The organism is Pedobacter planticolens (assembly GCF_014172375.1).
Classification (GTDB): Bacteria; Bacteroidota; Bacteroidia; order Sphingobacteriales; family Sphingobacteriaceae; genus Pedobacter; species Pedobacter planticolens.
In genome coordinates, this window is record NZ_WNXD01000001.1 from 868,929 (window position 1) to 886,784 (window position 17,856).

General features: G+C 38.2%; 14 protein-coding genes. 6 read left to right on the forward strand and 8 right to left on the reverse strand.

The features are described from left to right. Positions 1-20: 20 nt before the first annotated feature. The 6 genes from GM921_RS03735 to GM921_RS03760 all read right to left on the reverse strand — a co-directional run bounded on the left by GM921_RS03735 (position 21) and on the right by GM921_RS03760 (position 5,117). Positions 21-1,754, reverse strand: a complete 1,734-nt coding sequence (locus GM921_RS03735; protein ID WP_182921268.1) for a DNA cytosine methyltransferase — start codon at positions 1,752-1,754, stop codon at positions 21-23. A gap of 62 nt (positions 1,755-1,816) precedes the next feature. Beyond that, the gene (locus GM921_RS03740) at positions 1,817-2,569 is read right to left on the reverse strand and encodes an abortive infection system antitoxin AbiGi family protein (RefSeq protein WP_182921269.1); all 753 of its coding nucleotides are present in this window, start codon (positions 2,567-2,569) and stop codon (positions 1,817-1,819) included. A gap of 9 nt (positions 2,570-2,578) precedes the next feature. Then, the gene (locus GM921_RS03745) at positions 2,579-3,319 is read right to left on the reverse strand and encodes an HNH endonuclease (protein WP_182921270.1); all 741 of its coding nucleotides are present in this window, start codon (positions 3,317-3,319) and stop codon (positions 2,579-2,581) included. 105 nt (positions 3,320-3,424) lie between these two features. After that, positions 3,425-3,754 carry a hypothetical protein gene (locus tag GM921_RS03750; protein WP_182921271.1) on the reverse strand — a complete coding sequence of 110 codons (330 nt, stop codon included), beginning with the start codon at positions 3,752-3,754 and terminating at the stop codon, positions 3,425-3,427. An 89-nt stretch (positions 3,755-3,843) separates the two neighbouring features. Continuing rightward, positions 3,844-4,710 carry a DNA damage-inducible protein D gene (gene dinD, locus GM921_RS03755; RefSeq protein ID WP_182921272.1) on the reverse strand — a complete coding sequence of 289 codons (867 nt, stop codon included), beginning with the start codon at positions 4,708-4,710 and terminating at the stop codon, positions 3,844-3,846. A 5-nt stretch (positions 4,711-4,715) separates the two neighbouring features. After that, positions 4,716-5,117 (reverse strand): hypothetical protein, encoded by a 402-nt coding sequence (locus GM921_RS03760; protein ID WP_182921273.1) that lies wholly within the window; start codon positions 5,115-5,117, stop codon positions 4,716-4,718. Positions 5,118-6,509: 1,392 nt separating this feature from the next. On the opposite strand from GM921_RS03760, the gene GM921_RS03765 reads away from it, so the two are divergent. Genes GM921_RS03765 through GM921_RS03775 form a run of 3 tightly spaced genes read left to right on the forward strand, consistent with a single transcriptional unit; the run spans position 6,510 to position 11,642 of the window. Beyond that, entirely contained in the window at positions 6,510-7,076 is a 567-nt protein-coding gene (locus GM921_RS03765) for a TlpA family protein disulfide reductase (RefSeq protein WP_182921274.1), read from the forward strand. Further along, complete coding sequence (locus tag GM921_RS03770; RefSeq protein ID WP_182921275.1) at positions 7,073-10,270, forward strand: SusC/RagA family TonB-linked outer membrane protein; 3,198 nt, start codon at positions 7,073-7,075, stop codon at positions 10,268-10,270. Before GM921_RS03765 ends, GM921_RS03770 begins: the two co-directional genes overlap by 4 nt. A gap of 16 nt (positions 10,271-10,286) precedes the next feature. Beyond that, the gene (locus tag GM921_RS03775; protein ID WP_182921276.1) at positions 10,287-11,642 is read left to right on the forward strand and encodes a RagB/SusD family nutrient uptake outer membrane protein; all 1,356 of its coding nucleotides are present in this window, start codon (positions 10,287-10,289) and stop codon (positions 11,640-11,642) included. Between the two features lie 36 nt (positions 11,643-11,678). On the opposite strand, the gene GM921_RS03780 is transcribed toward GM921_RS03775, so the two are convergent. Beyond that, positions 11,679-12,050, reverse strand: a complete 372-nt coding sequence (locus GM921_RS03780; RefSeq protein ID WP_182921277.1) for a DUF6520 family protein — start codon at positions 12,048-12,050, stop codon at positions 11,679-11,681. 445 nt (positions 12,051-12,495) lie between these two features. After that, a complete protein-coding gene (locus GM921_RS03785; protein WP_182921278.1) occupies positions 12,496-13,080 on the reverse strand; it encodes a Crp/Fnr family transcriptional regulator in 585 nt (194 codons plus the stop codon). A 106-nt stretch (positions 13,081-13,186) separates the two neighbouring features. On the opposite strand from GM921_RS03785, the gene GM921_RS03790 reads away from it, so the two are divergent. From GM921_RS03790 to GM921_RS03800, 3 genes are all read left to right on the forward strand, one after another. Continuing rightward, on the forward strand, positions 13,187-13,447 hold the full coding sequence (locus tag GM921_RS03790) for a helix-turn-helix domain-containing protein (RefSeq protein WP_182921279.1): 261 nt from the start codon (positions 13,187-13,189) through the stop codon (positions 13,445-13,447). A 1,800-nt stretch (positions 13,448-15,247) separates the two neighbouring features. Beyond that, on the forward strand, positions 15,248-16,780 hold the full coding sequence (locus GM921_RS03795; RefSeq protein WP_182921280.1) for a sulfatase family protein: 1,533 nt from the start codon (positions 15,248-15,250) through the stop codon (positions 16,778-16,780). Positions 16,781-16,790: 10 nt separating this feature from the next. Next, the gene (locus tag GM921_RS03800) at positions 16,791-17,852 is read left to right on the forward strand and encodes a glycoside hydrolase family 18 protein (protein WP_182921281.1); all 1,062 of its coding nucleotides are present in this window, start codon (positions 16,791-16,793) and stop codon (positions 17,850-17,852) included. The last annotated feature ends 4 nt before the right edge of the window (positions 17,853-17,856 follow it).

Below are 17,856 nucleotides of genomic sequence, written 5' to 3' on the forward strand. Positions count from 1 at the left end.
AGTGAGCGTTATTTATATTATTAAATATCTTTAGAAGATGAGTCATTAGCAATCGAAGCTATCTTGTTTACGCCGTAGAGTGCTAATAACTGTCTCATTGGTATCTTTTCTTTATAAAGGAAAATTGTATTGTCTAATTCTTGAACTAATATTTCTCTATCTAAAGATGTATCATTGATAATTTTCTTTAAATCATCCATTAGGTAAGTAGGCTCTCTTTTATTTCCTTCAGATTTTTGCTCTTCATACATTTTTTGGAGCAAAGCTGAGGTGGCTATTTGCTCGGAAAAACCGTTATTAATAATTTTTATAAATTTCTCACCTTCTTGAACGCTGGTTTTTATAATTTGCTCCAGTTCTAGATAGAAACCATCTTCAATTATTTGATGTTTGAAGCCAATTCCAGTTCCATATTGAATAGAGGTTTTCCATTTACCATTAGGCGCTTCTTTTGATTTAATATCAAAATTTGAAAGAGTAACTGTTAAGTTTCCATCTTTAATTGGATGACGCCTATATTTAGATCCTTTAACTCTTTTAGGTGGATTATTAAATTCTGCCTCACTAAATGTGTTGAGATTAATTATTTTATTTAGATTAACTTCGTGTTGCAAATTTAATTCTTGTGGCAATGTATAACCATTTTGAATAAGTACCTCTTTGGCTAAAGCTCTACTTACAGAAGGGCAAACTGCATTTCCAACTTGTCTCCATTTAGCATATAAGTTACCAGTAAATTGATATGTAATGGGAAACCCCATAAGTGAGGCAATTTCCCGAATAGTTGGTGACCTATATTCTCCATTGCCTTGGCGATTTCGCTCAGATTTATATGTTAAGCCTTCTCTAGAAGTTCCACTTTTTGTTGCTGTTACAGTTCTGCTGGGTTTATCTATATTTTCTGGAAAAGACATCTTTCCCATGCAATAATGGTTTGTTTTTAATTCTCTTGATTGTCTCCATTCTGATTCGTATAATCCGCTATCGTAAAAGTGATCCGTTAATTGATTTTTTTGTATAATTAAACTTGGGTATACGGGATCTATTAAATTACCATTCGTTTCATTATCAGAAGGAGAAGGAAGCTTAGCCATCAGCTGACCAAGCGTTTTCCATGCTATAAGCTCCTCATTCTTTTCATCATGTGTTGGCTCAGGAGTTACGAATTTCCCAACAGAAATAATTTCCCCAGAAATAGAGCGTTTTCTAGATTGATGTGAGCCATAATCTGCTGAGTTTATTATGGTAGTATTAGGACTAACAACCAATGCTTTATCTTGAGGTTCTTTGCCTATACTTATTGCCCATTCGCTGAGATTTAAGTCTTCAAAAGTATAGTATATTTGTAAGTATTTCTTAGAATTAGCCACATTTTCCATAAACCAAGCTTGTAATACAGAGTTGGGTTGGTGCTTTTTAACGGCTATTATTCTTAAAAATGATTTGATAAGTTTCATTCCCAAACCTTTTTCGCCTTTCCCAGATTTATTTGAATTGGAAAAGCTAACGCATGGCGGACTTCCTAATACTATTCGTGTATTAGGGATATTATTTATTTCTTCGATCGAGTCAAAAAACTTAGAAATATCATAAGGGGCACACTCTAAATCATAATTTTGATTGTAGGTGTCAACTGCTGGGCGCCAATGATCGTAACCATATACGGTTTCAAATCCCATCTGTCTAAAACCCTCCGTGAAGCCACCAGCGCCACAAAAAAAATCAACTAATGTATGTTGTTTGTTTGTTTTCAAAGTAAATATTAAAATCTATTTGTGAAAATATGTATTAAAATGGTATTCTATCTCGAAGTTTATCAGAAATCACCTACAATCTGTTCAGACGTTAAAACAGTTATTGAATATAAATTTATTATGTCGATTTCAAAAACAGCAGATAGAGCTTCGTAAACTAAAGGAATTTCTGAAGGCTCTTTCACAATTATATAAGATATATCCTGTAATTTGAATTTTAATAAATGCTTTTCAATAGTTCGGTTATAAAAAGCTGTAGAACTTCTATACTTTTTTTCGTTTAATACTGGGGGCTTACCACCAATATCTAAAGATTTAGGTACCAGTCTCCATTCTCTCTCATCATAAAAACGATATTTTTTATTTACAATTTTTTCACCCCTTTCTAATTCGCCTTCATGGTTTTTAGTATATAAAATGGAAGTATTGTCTTCCAAATCAGTAATTTGATCAGAATTTCCGATTAAGCTTTCATAAGTTTTGCGTAATGAATGGCTAACGAATGAATTATGATCAATATATAATACTGGGTTTAAACCTTTACTTGACGCCCATTTTTTTGACAATCCAATGCCATAATCACCATAATAACCCAAATCATTGTTGTTTTTTTTATTATAAAAATGCTTTTTATAGTCAGAAAGTGGGATGTCGCAAAAAGAGACCATTGCAATAGCTGCAGAGTAATTTTGGCTTCCCCTTGTTTTTAATTTCTCCAGACAGTAAGAATATCTAAGCCCAGTACTTCTTATTATTCCTAATAAGTATTCTAGTTTTCCGGTGTAATGTATAATTGAGTTTGCGCTAATTGCCATATTTATTTACTATAGGAATTGTTCAAAATGATATTTTAAATAATTGAAATTGGGTGAGTTTATTTTAGGCTTAGCAAAAGTCAGCTCAGCTAAAATCGATTTTATTTTCAAGTCGGCTTTTTTTGTATATTTAATATTAAGCCTGTTATCTAATGAAAAATATCCTTTGTCAAAAAGTCGGTCATGTAATACGCAAAAACAAATTGCATTAGTGGGATCTAGCCTAGCTCTCTCATCTGCACCCCATGGAATAATGTGGCTGCATATCAACAGGTCTTGTTTGTCGATATCACATAAAGCACATTGGTTGTTATAATTGTCTAGAACAATTTCACGAAGTTTTTCTTGATAAATTCTTCTCTTTGTTATTGATGCTGTTTCGGTAGGATTATTATTAGGGTTTATATACTGTTTAAGAATATAGAAGTTCTCTGCCTCTTTTTTTACGTTTTCTACATTATCAACTAAGTTTTTTGCCTCTGCAAAAGTTGGTAGAGTTAATACATCGAAACCTTTCCCTTTGAAATCGCCTTTTAAGCCATAATGATGTAGGATTGCCATTGCCTCGAAGCCTCCGCCTCTTGGAGGCGCAGGTAGATTTAATATCTCTCTTTGTAATCTTCTATGGCTTAAGTTATGATTTAAAAAACCATCTAACACTTTATATTTAGTAAGCTCGTCATACTTATTCAAGGTATATTGATGAGTTGGCATTACTTCTGGTAAAATATTTACTATATCATTATGCATTATTCTATCTTCTTATATCTAATCTATCTAACATGGGAAACCTAAGAAATGCTCTTTCAGAAATGTTATCTCTTATTATGTTGAAGTTGTTCATATTGATTGTTTTTATAGTTCATTGCCACTTATTTTTCCAGCAAGATATTGATCTAATTTATCTCTAAATGTATAATCTAATGGTAATCCATTTAATGTAGAATTACTTAAGGTTGGTGGAATAACAAGCCAAGTTGGTTGTCTTGAAAAAGGATTACCACTATTGTCCCAAAACCATCTAATCCCAAGTCTAGGTTTTGAATCCCAATCTAACGCTACTATTGCCCATCTTTCAACTATATGTTTATAAACGACGGTGTATGGTCCACCCACAAATCTTTTTGGAGATTTTATACTTAAAATATTTAGATCATCATTTAAATCAAAACTTTTGCCCCCCATATATTTTTTAATTTAAAATTTATATTTATTTCTTTTTATACCCCTCAGCAAACTCCTTCAATCTCTTCATCAACTGTGGGTTATTTACTTTAATCTTTCTTCTTTTTTACTGATGTTTCTTTTATAACTTTTGGTTTTACTGCTTTTTCCAATTTTTTGATACTATCAGCCGTAGGCAAATCTTCTGGCATAGTACCACCAAGTTCTTGGATGGTTTTCCGCACTGTATTTCCTACTTCAAAATGAGTTTGGTTGGCAGCATTTTTACCCTGTATTTGTTCACGCTTTAGTTTTTCTTCTGTTTGTGTTGCACGGAACAGATTTGCGGCAAGTTCTGTACTACCCATATGATCCAGTATTTGCTGGCTGCTTTTTAATCCTTTCTTTGCATGTATCTTCTTGGCATCTAAACCACCATACAGTCCCATATACCCGTGGTTTTGGAATATAGCATAATCAATGCTTTCAATTACGCCAGCTTTTTTAGCTGCTGCAGCAAGCTGAATGTTGTGTTTTGCCAGTTCATCCCTCAGAAATAACCTTTTTTTATCTTCGCTTTGAAGCCTATTATAGGCCTCCATTTGCTGTATTTCTTGCAAACGGGTTTGTACAGCAAAATAAGTTTGGCCTAATGCAACCACTTCTTTAGAGGGGTCTGCATTTTGTACAATTAAGTAACAAGCATAACGACTAAGCTTGTAACTTTGCATTTTTCTTTCTGCACCCGAGCCAATGGTAACCATCTCGTTGAACTCAACGATATGGTTCTCGACAGATTGCTCACTGTTTTTACAGGATTCAATGGCTTTAGCTATAACAGATGAGAAGTTTCTAAAATCGGTATAATCTAATGCTTTGGCTAATTGCCTTGCCATCCAATACTCATTCCCTGTTTCGTCTATTTGCTTAATTTGCTCAAATAGGTTCGGTGTCTGTTTCGATAATTCTTTAGCCATAAGTGTCATTTCTTTTTATACCCCTCAGCAAACGCCCTTAACCTCTTTATCAACTCTGGGTTATTCACTTTAACATTTACACCTTTTTTCTTATCAAGCTGTTCAACTTCGTAAGGTAGGCCTTCTTCTTTATGCAATCTCTTCAGTTCCTGTTCAAGAGCTTTGGATAACCCAGTATCTATCCTTCCTTGTGCTTCCAATAAGTCACGGTTATCTTTTTCAAGCAATTCTCCGATTTTATTGAGGTTTTCTTCTTCGGGTTGGGTAGTATTTGAATTCCATGAACTAACCGTGGTATAATTTACATCCAACCATAATGACACTAGACGTTGTGATGCACCAGAGCTCTTTACAACCTCTTTAATTCGATTTTTTTGAATAATATCACTATTTTTTCTTCTCGGCATAAAATATTTTATTTAGTACTTGGTACTAAGTATTATATTAGTATATTTGTTATCAGTTAATTATAGCGACAAATAGAGTAGGGGTTAACCTTGCTTTTTACGATGTCACTCATGAAAGAAAACCGCTAAATTTTCCACATGGGCCGATCGTGAGTTCGCCATTTCTATTGAGTTTTGCTATCTTCGCGAAAGCTTATTCAATAGGGCGAGCTTCATGTAAGTCTTTTGTGGAACCCAGTTTTACTGGGATGGTTCTTAGCGGTACCTCTTTCAAAAGCAGTGGAGTTCGCCCTATTGGTTTTTCCAATCGGGTTTCTTTCTTGCTTCGTTGGGTACACATCGTTTACATAACCAAATGAATGCCTTATGAAAACGAAAAAGTTTAACTCATTCCATTTCCAGTACCTTCAGCAGGTGTTGCGTACCTATTCCCTTATCCTCTTGTTAAAGAACGTGATTTGTTCCCCATCCTAAGGCGGGCTAGAAATTCAAAAATTAAAATAAGGCCAATAAAAAAAGGACTGCTGTGTAGGGAGAGCGCAGTTATTCTTTAGATCGGTTTACATTTAGTTTTTGGTACCAGCCTTTTTGCTTTTTGAGCTAAAATGCCCTACAATGGTTTTGTCGTAATCCCAAGGTAAACATTTTTTTCATATAACAATTACGGTTTTCTGTAAATCGCGTATAAGTACGCGGTAAAGGCTGGTTATTGTTTAATTTTTTTAATTATTTAAAATAAGAAGGAGAAGATTACGAAAAAGATTGCCACGTCGCTATGCTCCTCTCTATGACGAGTGGGTTATACGGCCTCAGCAGATCGACGTGAAGAAAATCCAATAAATGGAGCGTTAAAAACAAAAAGCTGTTTGAGCGTAGCGAGTTCTTTTTGTTTAGCGGAATGTTTGGATTTTTAGGAGAGCTGGTGCAGCCTTGATCTTTTGTTTCTTTTCTATCAAGAGAAAAGAAAGAGCCCCTCGGCGGCGGCGAGCCGAGGCAAGGAGGAGCATGGGGCAAAACCATATTAAAAAGATTGCCACGGTTTGCGAAGGGCAACCTCGCAAAGACGGGCTAAGCGAATACTACCGCATTACGATCCCGTATCAAGTACGGGATGACGGTATAGGAGCGGAAACATAAAATTAAAAAACAAACAAATGAACCACAACCAATACCCTTTTAATCGGCTCTTTGCCTTAAAACCCAAAAACCCAGTTTAGCAAAACCCTAAGCGGGAACCATGAATTGAGGTTATTAATGGTTAATAGATACATTCTACCTTTTCCTTAAAAAGGCAAAAGGCGTGTTCCCGCTTTTATCATTTTTCCTAAACCCTAAGCACCATTTATTCTCCTGATTTTACATCGGAGCTGGTGCTTCCTAAACCAAACAAATATGAAAAAAACAACGATTTTACTCGTAATGGCATTGCTATGTCTAAATTCTGTCCTCTACGCCCAGATCAAAAACAACAAAGAAATCCCTTTTAACATTGGAGACAGACTACCAGAAACATTCTGGCAACAAGAACATACTTTCTATCAAAATGGACAAACCATTAGCCAAAACCTAGCCGCCTACAAAGGCAAATTACTCATTCTTGATTTTTGGGCCACTTGGTGCGGCAGTTGTGTCAGTAAATTTCCATTGCTTGATTCCCTCAGGCAGGAAGAAAGCGAGTTAAAGATCGTGATGGTCAACAGTGCCAAGGTAAAAGATAGTCTACCTATTTTAAAAGCATTTTATGCAAACAATGCCTATGGCAAAGCGCATCCCTTGCCCAGCATTATTAATGATACGTTACTCTGTAAAACGTTCCCTTTTCGCTATTTGCCCCATTACATCTGGGTAGACCATAGGGGTATCATCATTGCCATGACCACCTATCATTTTTTCAATCGGAAATCGATTAACAGCCTGCTTGAACAACACAAACTGGCAATTAAAACCAAAAACCCATGAGAAACTTAGTTTTTTTATTCTTGGTCATCATCATCGCCCTTGGCCACCATGCAAATGCCCAACAAATAGAATTAAGGGGCAGGGTAATCAGTGCCACAGATCAAACCCCCTTGGCCGGTGTAACCGTTAAAATAGCCAATGGTGCTGCAGGTACAACCAATGCCAAAGGCGAGTTCAAGTTAGTGGTTACTGCCCAAAAGAATAAGCTTAGTATCAGTTTAATAGGGTATCAAACCCTGATGGTAACAATTGATCTAGCTCAAAAAAACGATGAAGTATTCCTACTCCAACCTACAATAATCAACTTAAATGAAGTCACCATTACTACAGGGTATGAAATCGTGCCAAAAGAGCGGGTAACAGGTTCCTTCACGGTGATAGATAACAAAACCTATAACCAGCAAATTGGTACGGGCGTGTTAGAACGGCTCCGTTTCATTACCAATGGCGTAGCCCCAGTAGCAGACAGAATTACTATTCTGGGCGATAATGCCATGCTCATTAGAGGCATGAGCACACTTACACAAAACATACAACGGCCTTTGGTTATTGTAGATAATTTTGAATATCAGGGCGATTATAACAACATCAATCCAAATGATATAGAAAGTGTCAGTTTTTTAAAGGATGCTGCTGCAGGTTCTATCTGGGGGGCTAAAGCTGCAAACGGTGTAATTGTATTAACCACTAAAAAAGGAAAATATGGGCAGCCATTGAAAATTAATTTTACATCAAACCTTAGCACCGCTGCACCACCAGATCTGTATTACGATAAACCCATTGCTGCTGCCGACCTAATTGCTGTAGAACAGTTCTTGTTTGCTCAAAAATACCGTTTCACCGATACCGCCCGCAGTACACACCCGCCTTTTAGCCAAGTTTATGAACTGCTATTTAAACAAAAGGCTGGGCAAATTACTTCGGCAGCAGTAGCAGATGAACTGCGCAAACTGAGTACTAAAGATGTAAGAGCTGATTTTGCCAACTACTTTTACCAGCAGGAAATAAATCAGCAATATGCGTTATCGTTAAGTGGAGGCTCGCCAGTTATGGCTTGGAATTTAAGTTTGGGTGTAGATAGAAACAAGTCCAACTTAGCTGCCACCTACAACAGAAACACCTTAAGGTTTGGTAACCAAATTCAACTGAATAAAGCCCTAGCATTAAACCTAGATATAGCCTTTACCAATGGCTATAATGGTTCTGGTAAGCCAGCCTATGGTAGCATTTCCCCTACCAATGGTGCCCTGCCAGTTTACAGTTCCTTTGCCGATGTAAATGGCAATGCCCTGCCTTTATATACCAATTATAGGCAAGGCTACATTGATAACCTAGGAGCGGGGAAGTTGTTAGACTGGCGCTATTATCCGTTAGAGGATTATAAATATGCAACCACTGTTAACCGCATTAATGAACTGAATGCAACTATTGGACTAAACTATACCATCTTACCTGCGTTAAAGGCAGCTGTTAACTATCGAATAGCAAGGCAATGGTCTGGGCTAAGTACGCTAAATGCCGAACAAAGCTACCTTACACGTAACCTAATCAATACGTTTACCCAAGTAAATACTATCACAGGGTTGGTGAATTATAAAGTGCCAAGGGGCGATATTTATGATCACACCGATGAAGTAATGACCGCCCAAAACTTGCGAGCCCAACTGAACTACGATAAGCATTGGGGTTTAGGCGAACTGCATGTACTGGCTGGAACGGAATGGAGCGAGCGTTTGCTGAGCTCAAACACACAGCGTCTGTATGGCTACGATGCAGAAATGCTTGGTTTTACACCTGTCGATGTTATCAATACCTATCCATCTTACATGAGCGGAAGCCTGACCAACATTCCTTACCTAGACAGCAGGGGCGAATTGAATAACCGTTTTACCTCTTATTATGCCAATGCCGCTTACACGTTTGATAAAAGATATACCCTTTCTGCAAGTGCAAGAAGAGATGCTTCTAATTTATTTGGTGTAGCAACAAACGATAGGTGGGAACCTTTCTGGTCGGTAGGAGCAAGCTGGAATGTGTTGCAAGAAAAATGGTTCAAATCTGCAGCGATACAAGAGTTAAAGTTGCGGGCAAGTTATGGTAAACAAGGTAACGTTGACCCTAAAAAAGTAGCCGTAACTACCATTGCCTATGGCAATAACAGTATTTATACCCAAACTCCATGGAGCCAGGTGGCCAACTATCCAAATCCCGATTTAAAATGGGAACAGGTAGGCATGCTTAACCTAGGTATTGATTTCAATGCTTGGAAAGGAAAATTAAGCGGAAGTATAGAATACTATACCAAGAAAATGAGCGATCTGTATGCCTTGGTAGCAATTGATAGAACTACAGGCATTTCATCTGGAACCGTTACACGGAACATTGGCCAAGCCAAAGGACATGGCTGGGATATAGAACTGAAAACATCCCATCAAATTGGGCAACTCAACTGGAATGCAGATCTTATCCTGAATACCTACACCGATAGGATCACAAAACTAAACCAGAATAATTTTACAGGTAGAGAAGTAATGGCTACTGGTTTTTCTATAGTGGAAGGGTATTCCCTTTCTTCACTTTTTGCCTTTAAATGGGCGGGGCTCGATCCGCAAACTGGCGATCCAATGGGTTATCTCAATGGTCAGGTTAGCAAAGATTACAGTGCGATATTAACCACTACAAAATTAGCCGATGCCACCTATATCGGTTCTCAGTTTCCAAAGTTGTTTGGCTCTTTGGGCTCCAGTTGGAGGTATAAGGGCTTTGAATTAACAGCAAGGCTAAGCTACAAGTTTGCTTATTTTTTTAAAAGAAATTCTATTGATTACGGCGCTTTGGTTACCCAATTAGGTGGTCATGCGGATTACGCAAAAAGATGGCAAAAGTCTGGTGATGAGTTGTACACCAATGTACCCTCTTTTGTTTATCCAGTTATTGCCGTACGAGACGAGTTTTACCGTAATTCGGCTGTGCTTTTCGAAAAGGGGGACCATATTCGCCTGCAATACCTTAATCTTTCCTATACCTTAAACCAAAGTGCCTATAAATGGCTTCCGATAAAAGCAGTTAGGCTAGGCATTGCCGCCAATAAGTTGGGCATTATCTGGAAAGCAAATAAAGCTGGGCTAGATCCAGAAGCGAATACCATACCGCGTAGCCAAAATATAACGGCAGCACTAAATATTAATTTCTAACCTCATTCGTTTCAACATGAAAAAATGGATAAATAGCTTTTTACTTATCAGCACATTAGCCCTAATGGGCTGTGAAAAATTTTTGGAAGAAAAACCCAACAAGAAACTAGTGGTGCCCAGCACTGTGGCTAGTATACAAACCTTGTTGGATGATTATTCTACTCTTAATCAGAAAGAGGTAACCACAGGTATAAGTACCTGTGACGATTTTACCATGAGTACTGCGAACTGGCTTTCTTTGGATCAGAATAACAGAAACCTTTATGTCTGGTCAGCAAATAATGCATTTGTAACTGGAGCAGGCAGCCCTTGGACAACCCTGTATGCCAATGTATATAAAGCAAATGTGGTGTTGGATAGAATTGATGACGCCATAGACCGAACAACAAATTTAACAGCGTGGGGAAACGTGAAGGGCCAAGCACTGTTTTTAAGGGCGAGGTCTTATCTAAACCTACTTTCCATTTGGTCATTACCTTATGATCAGGCTACTTCAACTACAGATATGGGCGTGCCCTTAAGATTGGATGTTAATTTTAATACCCCATCGGTAAGGGCTAGTGTGGAAGTAGGCTACCAGCAAGTTTTGAACGATTTACGAGCAGCAGCGGCCTTACTGCCCAATTACCCAGTACACGTCATCAGGCCCTCAAAACCTGCTGCCTATGCGTTCTTGGCAAGGGCTTTCCTAACCATGAATAAACCAGATAGTTGCCTTAAATATACAGCGCTTGCCTTACAACTGAAGAGTAACCTGATGGATTACAATGCCAGCGAAGGGATTAATAGCAAGGCAGAATATCCATTTTTGAGGTTTAATCCAGAAGTAATCTTTGAAACGTATATGCCATACCCAGCTACCTTGCAAAAAGGAGATATCGATAAAGAATTGTATGATTCCTATGCGACCAATGACCTTAGGAAAACAATGTACCATAGATCAGCTACGGCAGTAGGTATTTTTAAGGGAACCTATTCTGGTGGTACTTTTTTATTTAATGGCCCAGCAACAGACGAACTGTATTTGATGAAAGCAGAGAGTTTAGCAAGGTTAGAGGATAAAGAGGGCGCACTAACAACGCTTAATGAGTTAGTGCTGAAACGTTTCAAGACTGGCACATTTGTTCCTTATACGGCAACAACAGTAGCAGAAGTCTTACAAATGGTTTTATTAGAAAGAAGAAAGGAACTGGTTTTTAGAGGGCTGAGGTGGATGGATGTTCGCCGTTTGAACAAGATAGGTGCCAACATAACCATGAAAAGGCAGTTGAATGGAGTGGACTATCTAGTAAAGCCTAATGAGTTGAGGTATGCCTTGCCCATACCAGAAGATATCGTTGAACTGACAGGAATGCCTCAAAATTACAGATAACATAAATCCCCCAGCTCATACTGGGGGATTTACTAGTTAATTTTGCTGTGCTACAATGTGATCATCATCTGTTACATAATCGTTCACCTCATTTGGAGAAGCCAGTTCGGTGTTAAAAAAATCATCCAATTTTTCCAACATAGTGCCAGGGGCAGTTAGGTTATCAGAATCAACACTGAGCACACAGATGTTGGTTTCTCCTATACAACTTACTTCTTCAGGATCGGTAACATACTCCCAATTGTCAATGTCTCTGTAATTGGTTTCATTAAAAGTAGTACCTGTGTACTTAAAATACTGAGTACTTCTTTTTTTATCGCTAAACTTAAAGGCACTTTGGGTAAATGCCAAAGAAAGGCCTAATACGATTGCGATTAACGGCAATAAATTTTTTAGTTTTCTCATCATCCTTGACTGCTTTGTTGCATTTGAAAAAACAGCCGAAAAAGTTGGTTTAAAATTAATAAGCTATGTTATGCCACTTTGGTAGGCTTCGTCACCAGAACTCACAAATTATCCGAACTCGTCCGTTCTCTGTTATATATAAATCAATAGGTCATCTCTTTCCTAGTCCTCTGCCTGCAACACATACCTGTTCAGTTGTTTGTCGTAAACAATCAAATGCCCCTCCAAACGCAAACGGGCTAGCAGCCGTTTAATAGTACAGGGGTGGCAATGCAGCAATGCTGCAGCGTTGGCCGTACTGATCAACTGCCCATGTTTAGCTAGGAACAAAACCCTTTGTAACCGTAATCGATGTTGCAGAATGGACATATCATATGCGTTGTCCATTCAAATTTCGATAGGCAGAGTAGCATTAGGCGTTAGGTAATCGTAAGAAATGCAGTAGCTGTTACTTGGGTTTTCTTACTAATTCTTTCAATAAAGCACTCAAAGACGGCGGGGTAATGCCCAAATAAGAAGCAATATTTTTTTGGCTAACGATATTGCCTATGCCTTGGTATTTGGCGCTGAGGTATAGGTATTTTTGAGTAGCATTACTTAAGCGGTACACGTTTCTCTCCTGATACACCTCTAGCAGGTAATCCAACAAAATCTGTTTGCTCACCTGTAAAAAATCAGGAAATAAATCTTCTAAAGCCAACCAATCGTGGTAGCTTAATCGAAATACGATTGCATTTTCTTCACATATAATGCCCTTATTATCAGATTTTTGATGTAAAAAATTATATAGTGAAGTGGCAAAATGGTCTAGTCCAGTAAAATCGATTGTTTCCTCTTCAAAACCATCTGTTTGATACACCCTAAAAAAACCTTTGACCACAAAATAGGCATGCTTGCAAACGTCGCCAGGGTACAGCAGTTGGCTGCCCTTTAAAACGGTTAGCTCTTTAACTCTTAGGTGTATGGCGTTAACGAGTTCGGCATTAACATTTCCTCTAAACTGTAGGTAGTTAATGAAATAAGTGAAATTCATAGGCAAGTTTAATAGGATTATCAACTAGATAAAACTGGGTCATTCTCCTAATTTCGCATCGTCATCCCTGATTAAATTTTGTAGTAAGAATAATAATTAGGTTAAAATGTATACGGAGATTCTTAAAAAACTAGAAGCACTACTGGTGCTTCAACAAAAAATTTTAGCGAGTTTACTTGTGGTTGAAAAACAAGCCATACCCATAGTAAACGATGAATGGTTGGATAATACAGATGTAAAACGCCTGCTAAAAATTAGCGATAGCTCATTGTATCGGTTACGCAAACAACAGCTCTTGCCCTGCAAACGGATTGCGGGCAAATGGTATTATTCTAGGTTGGCACTAGCAACAATCATCAGTGGTTAAATATAGCCGCAGTAAAACTGTAGCTATACAACCTAAAATGCGATCAGCTGGGTATTTCACCGGTCTAAACTATCTGGTTAAAATTAAGGTTGAACGGTGAAGCTCAGTCAATACGTAAAATAGCATTAGCGCTTAATTGATAAAGATCGTGTTGCTGGGCAAGGAAGCCTGCATTGCTAAAAGGAAATTTTTTCATTGTAAATTTAGGTTAATAGTAAGTCCTCAAATTAGAATAGAACACGAATTTTTTTTAAAAACCCTACCCTTTATTTGCTGAACGATGTCCTTTTTTTTGACAAGTGATGTTTCGCGATAATAAAATAACTTTTAGTTAACTAGTGCTACAGAAAATTAGCTTAAATAGGTAGTTTATCCTTTGTACAAACTCAAAGTTCTTAGTTTGTTTGCTAATTGTTTAGGTCTTGTTCGGTACACCTTCGAGACACCTTCGAGAAAACCCAACTTTTCTCGAACAAGACCCAAAGAAGACCCAAAGAAAAGATATTATTTTGCAATTCATTTACCACTGCTGCAAAGAGCCGAGGCAAGCTCGTACGATGGCTCTTTAACCATAGCATTACGGTTCCCGCTTTCGCGAGAATGACGTAAAAAAGAAGGCTATGTGATAAAATAATGGGGTAGGTGGTGCGGCTCTTCAAAAATCTCAACCCTATCCCATTTTACCACTGCCCCAAAGAGCGTAGGGCAGACAGGAAAGGCGAGCCATGTGTAAGCCTAAAGCGTGGAAGCATCGTTCCTGACTTGATTGTTTGGTTCTTTATCATCAAGGAAAACTACGTAGTACTCTTGAACACCCATAAAATAAACACTCGTGAAAAAAGTTACTTGACCCATCGGCTGTCAAGAGCCGAGGCAAGCCCATACGATGGCTCTTTAACCATAGCATTACGGTTCCCGCTTTCGCGAGAATGACGTGAAGAAGAAGGCTATTTGATAAAATAATGGGGTAGGTGGTGCGGCTCTTCAAAAATCTCAACCCTATCCCATTTTACCACTGCCCCAAAGAGCGCAGGGCAGACAGGAACGGCGAGCCATGTGTAAGCCTAGAGCGTGGAAGCATCGTTCCTGACTTGATTGTTTGCTTCTTTATCATCAAGGATTACTGCGAAGCATTCTTGAATACCCTTAAAATAAACAACCATGAAAAACGAAGGAGCCTCTCGGCGGCGGCAAGCCGAGGCAAGGAAGAGCGTAGGGCAAATAACATGTAAGGAGATTGCCACGGTTTGCGAAGGGCAACCTCGCAAAGACGACTAGGTGGATACTAACGCATTACGATCCCGTATCAAGTACGGGATGACGGCATAGGAGCAGAGAGCCCCTCGGCGGCGGCGAGCCGAGGCAAGGAAGAGCGTAGGGCAAATAACATGTAAGGAGATTGCCACGGTTTGCGAAGGGCAAAACCTCGCAAAGACGTGCTAAGCGAACACTACCGCATTACGATCCCGTATCAAGTACGGGATGACGGTATAGGAGGAAAGAGCCTCTCGGTGGCGGCGAGCCGAGGCAAGGAAGAGCGTAGGGTAAATGAATATAATAGGAGATTGCTTCGTCGCTTCTCTCCTCGCAAAGACGACCGCTTTACAACCTCAATTAACACAACACCATTCCCTAATATTAACACAACTGCAGTCATCATGTTAACAAATTTCTTTACTTTAATAACAGAAAAGTTGCAAATAAATAAAATATTTAAGTACTTAGTTAAATTATGTATAACATAATAAGTCAAAGAGCTGCAACACATTGCAATTTAATCGACCATCCCAAACACAAAAAATGAAAATAATTAAACTTCCGATCCTCCTTTTTGTACTCTATTGTAGTTTGCCATTTAATGTGCTGGCGCAAACCAAACCTAATATTGTCATTATTGTTTCTGATGATCATGCCTATCAAGCAATTAGCGCTTACGGTAGCAAACTGATGCAAACACCAAATATAGATCGCATTGCAAAAGAAGGAGCTCGCTTTGATAAAGCCTATGTAACCAATTCAATTTGCGGACCAAGTAGAGCAGTAATCCTGACAGGTAAATACAGTCATAAAAATGGATTTAAGGATAATGAAAGCTCTGTGTTTAATGGAGATCAGGATACATTTGTGAAGCAACTACAAAAAGGCGGCTATCAAACGGCATGGATTGGTAAATGGCATTTAGAGAGTAAACCACAAGGTTTTGATTTCTGGCAAATTTTGCCTGCTCAAGGGCAGTATTATAATCCTGATTTTGATATGATGGATGGCTCTAAAAAACGTTTTGACGGCTATGTATCCAATGTAATTGAAGATGTAACAGAAGATTGGTTAGATAAAAGAGATGCCACTAAACCATTTTGCTTGGTGATAGGGCATAAGGCTACCCACAGGGTTTGGCTACCAGACACAACCGATCTAGGTAAATTTGATAACGTTACTTTTCCGTTGCCACACAATTTCTACGATACCTATACCACTAGAGAAGCTGCAAAAGTACAAGACATGACCATTGCTAAAACGATGATTATGGGCTATGATTTAAAGATGTTTGGGTCTGACGAAAATGAAAGCAAAGATGGCAACTTCAAAAGGATGAACGCACAGCAAAGAGCTAAAGTAGATGCCTATTATAAACCCATTGAAGCTAAATTTAATCAGCAAAAACTAACGGGGAATGCCTTAACCGAATGGAAATACCAGCGTTACATGCGAGATTATTTAAGTACAGCCACTTCATTGGATCGGAATATTGGTCGCACACTAGATTATTTGGATAAACATAATTTAACCAAAAACACCATTGTCATTTACCTATCAGATCAAGGTTTTTATATGGGCGAGCATGGTTGGTTTGATAAACGTTGGATTTACGAAGAATCATTCCGTACGCCTATGGTAATGCGCTACCCAGGTGTAATTAAACCAGGTACGGTTTCCAACAAATTTGTAATGAACTTAGATATTGCTCCAACGATGTTGGATGCAGCAGGTGTTGCTATCCCTAAAGATGAACAAGGACAATCAATGCTGCCCTTACTTAAAAATAAGAATGCCAAAGGACGCAATGCGATCTACTATCATTATTATGAAAATGGCGAACATTCGGTTTCTCCTCATTTTGGGATCAGAAACCAACGTTATAAACTGGTTCGTTTTTATAAAAGGGTAAATTCTTGGGAACTGTATGATTTGCAAAAAGATCCGAATGAAATGCATAACTTGTATGAACAAAAGGAGTACAAAAAAATTGTAGCTGAAATGAAAGTTGAATTAAATCAATTAATTGATAAATACGATGATCAGGATGCAAAAAAGATAGTAGCGGAAAAGTAGGGGTATATGAATGCAATTGTTATCGAAATATTATGGTTATTCCTACAATGATATTAATTATTCGAATGTAACGCATATTGATTTTGGCTTCATGACTTCAGCTTCTGCAAGCGATGCTACGTTAGTATATCAAGATCAAGCCAACATAACTGCCCAAACCAATTATTATGGTGACCTGACTGATAAATCTTTTATAGGTTATGGCGACAAACTGCTTGCAAAGGCTCATGCGGCTAACGTAAAGGTTTTAATAGCTTTAGCCGGAGGTACTGCTACTGGTGTTACCAACCTGCAAGCCATTTTCGCTAATACCATTTTAAGGGGGCAGTTTGTAAGTAATATTGTAACGCTTTGTGAGCAAAAAGGCTATGATGGTATCGCATTAGATTACGAATACCCGACCAGTAATACAGATGGTCTTAACATCCTCACGTTCATGCAAGATTTAAGGATTGCATTTGTAAAATCTACCGTCCTGAAAAATAAAAAGATGTATACCACCCTGGCTGTAGCCACAGGAGATTGGGCTGCTAAATATTATGATTTTACTTCTTTAGCAAAATGTGTAGACTGGTTTTCACCGATGACTTATGAATACGGTTCTGATACAAAAGCAATTATCAATGCGCCATTATATCAAAATTCGGCCATTGGAAACACAAGTTCTGTCAATGATGCCATTAGCTATTATTTAAACACACGAGGTGTAAATCCACTCCAATTGGTTATGGGTGTACCATTTTACGGTTGGCAATATTCAAATTATACAGCTTTGGGCGCAACAGCAACTGGTGGTGCTAGGGCTACAAAAGATATCTATAATGACAATATAAAAGGCGGAACATTTACCGAAATGTGGGATGCTACAAGTCAGCATACGTATTATGTTAATACTACCACCCACATGATGGTAGTTTACGATGATACCAAAGATTTTGTTACAAAATCAACCTATATAAAAGCAAAGGGTTTAAAGGGAGCAATGATATGGGAGCTATCGAGAGGCTTCGTTTCTGGGGCTACCGATACCAATCCTTATTTAACCGCTTTAGGAAATAATTTGTTGCGTTAATTTA

What these genes read in the sequence shown, in the direction of transcription:
- GM921_RS03780 (WP_182921277.1), bottom strand. Translation starts at nt 12,050, where the DNA reads ATGATGAGAAAACTAAAAAATTTATTGCCGTTAATCGCAATCGTATTA.
- GM921_RS03800 (WP_182921281.1), top strand. Translation starts at nt 16,791, where the DNA reads ATGCAATTGTTATCGAAATATTATGGTTATTCCTACAATGATATTAAT.
- GM921_RS03765 (WP_182921274.1), top strand. Translation starts at nt 6,510, where the DNA reads ATGAAAAAAACAACGATTTTACTCGTAATGGCATTGCTATGTCTAAAT.
- GM921_RS03795 (WP_182921280.1), top strand. Translation starts at nt 15,248, where the DNA reads ATGAAAATAATTAAACTTCCGATCCTCCTTTTTGTACTCTATTGTAGT.
- GM921_RS03775 (WP_182921276.1), top strand. Translation starts at nt 10,287, where the DNA reads ATGAAAAAATGGATAAATAGCTTTTTACTTATCAGCACATTAGCCCTA.
- GM921_RS03785 (WP_182921278.1), bottom strand. Translation starts at nt 13,080, where the DNA reads ATGAATTTCACTTATTTCATTAACTACCTACAGTTTAGAGGAAATGTT.
- GM921_RS03740 (WP_182921269.1), bottom strand. Translation starts at nt 2,569, where the DNA reads ATGGCAATTAGCGCAAACTCAATTATACATTACACCGGAAAACTAGAA.
- GM921_RS03770 (WP_182921275.1), top strand. Translation starts at nt 7,073, where the DNA reads ATGAGAAACTTAGTTTTTTTATTCTTGGTCATCATCATCGCCCTTGGC.
- GM921_RS03745 (WP_182921270.1), bottom strand. Translation starts at nt 3,319, where the DNA reads ATGCATAATGATATAGTAAATATTTTACCAGAAGTAATGCCAACTCAT.
- dinD (WP_182921272.1), bottom strand. Translation starts at nt 4,710, where the DNA reads ATGGCTAAAGAATTATCGAAACAGACACCGAACCTATTTGAGCAAATT.
- GM921_RS03790 (WP_182921279.1), top strand. Translation starts at nt 13,187, where the DNA reads ATGTATACGGAGATTCTTAAAAAACTAGAAGCACTACTGGTGCTTCAA.
- GM921_RS03750 (WP_182921271.1), bottom strand. Translation starts at nt 3,754, where the DNA reads ATGGGGGGCAAAAGTTTTGATTTAAATGATGATCTAAATATTTTAAGT.
- GM921_RS03760 (WP_182921273.1), bottom strand. Translation starts at nt 5,117, where the DNA reads ATGCCGAGAAGAAAAAATAGTGATATTATTCAAAAAAATCGAATTAAA.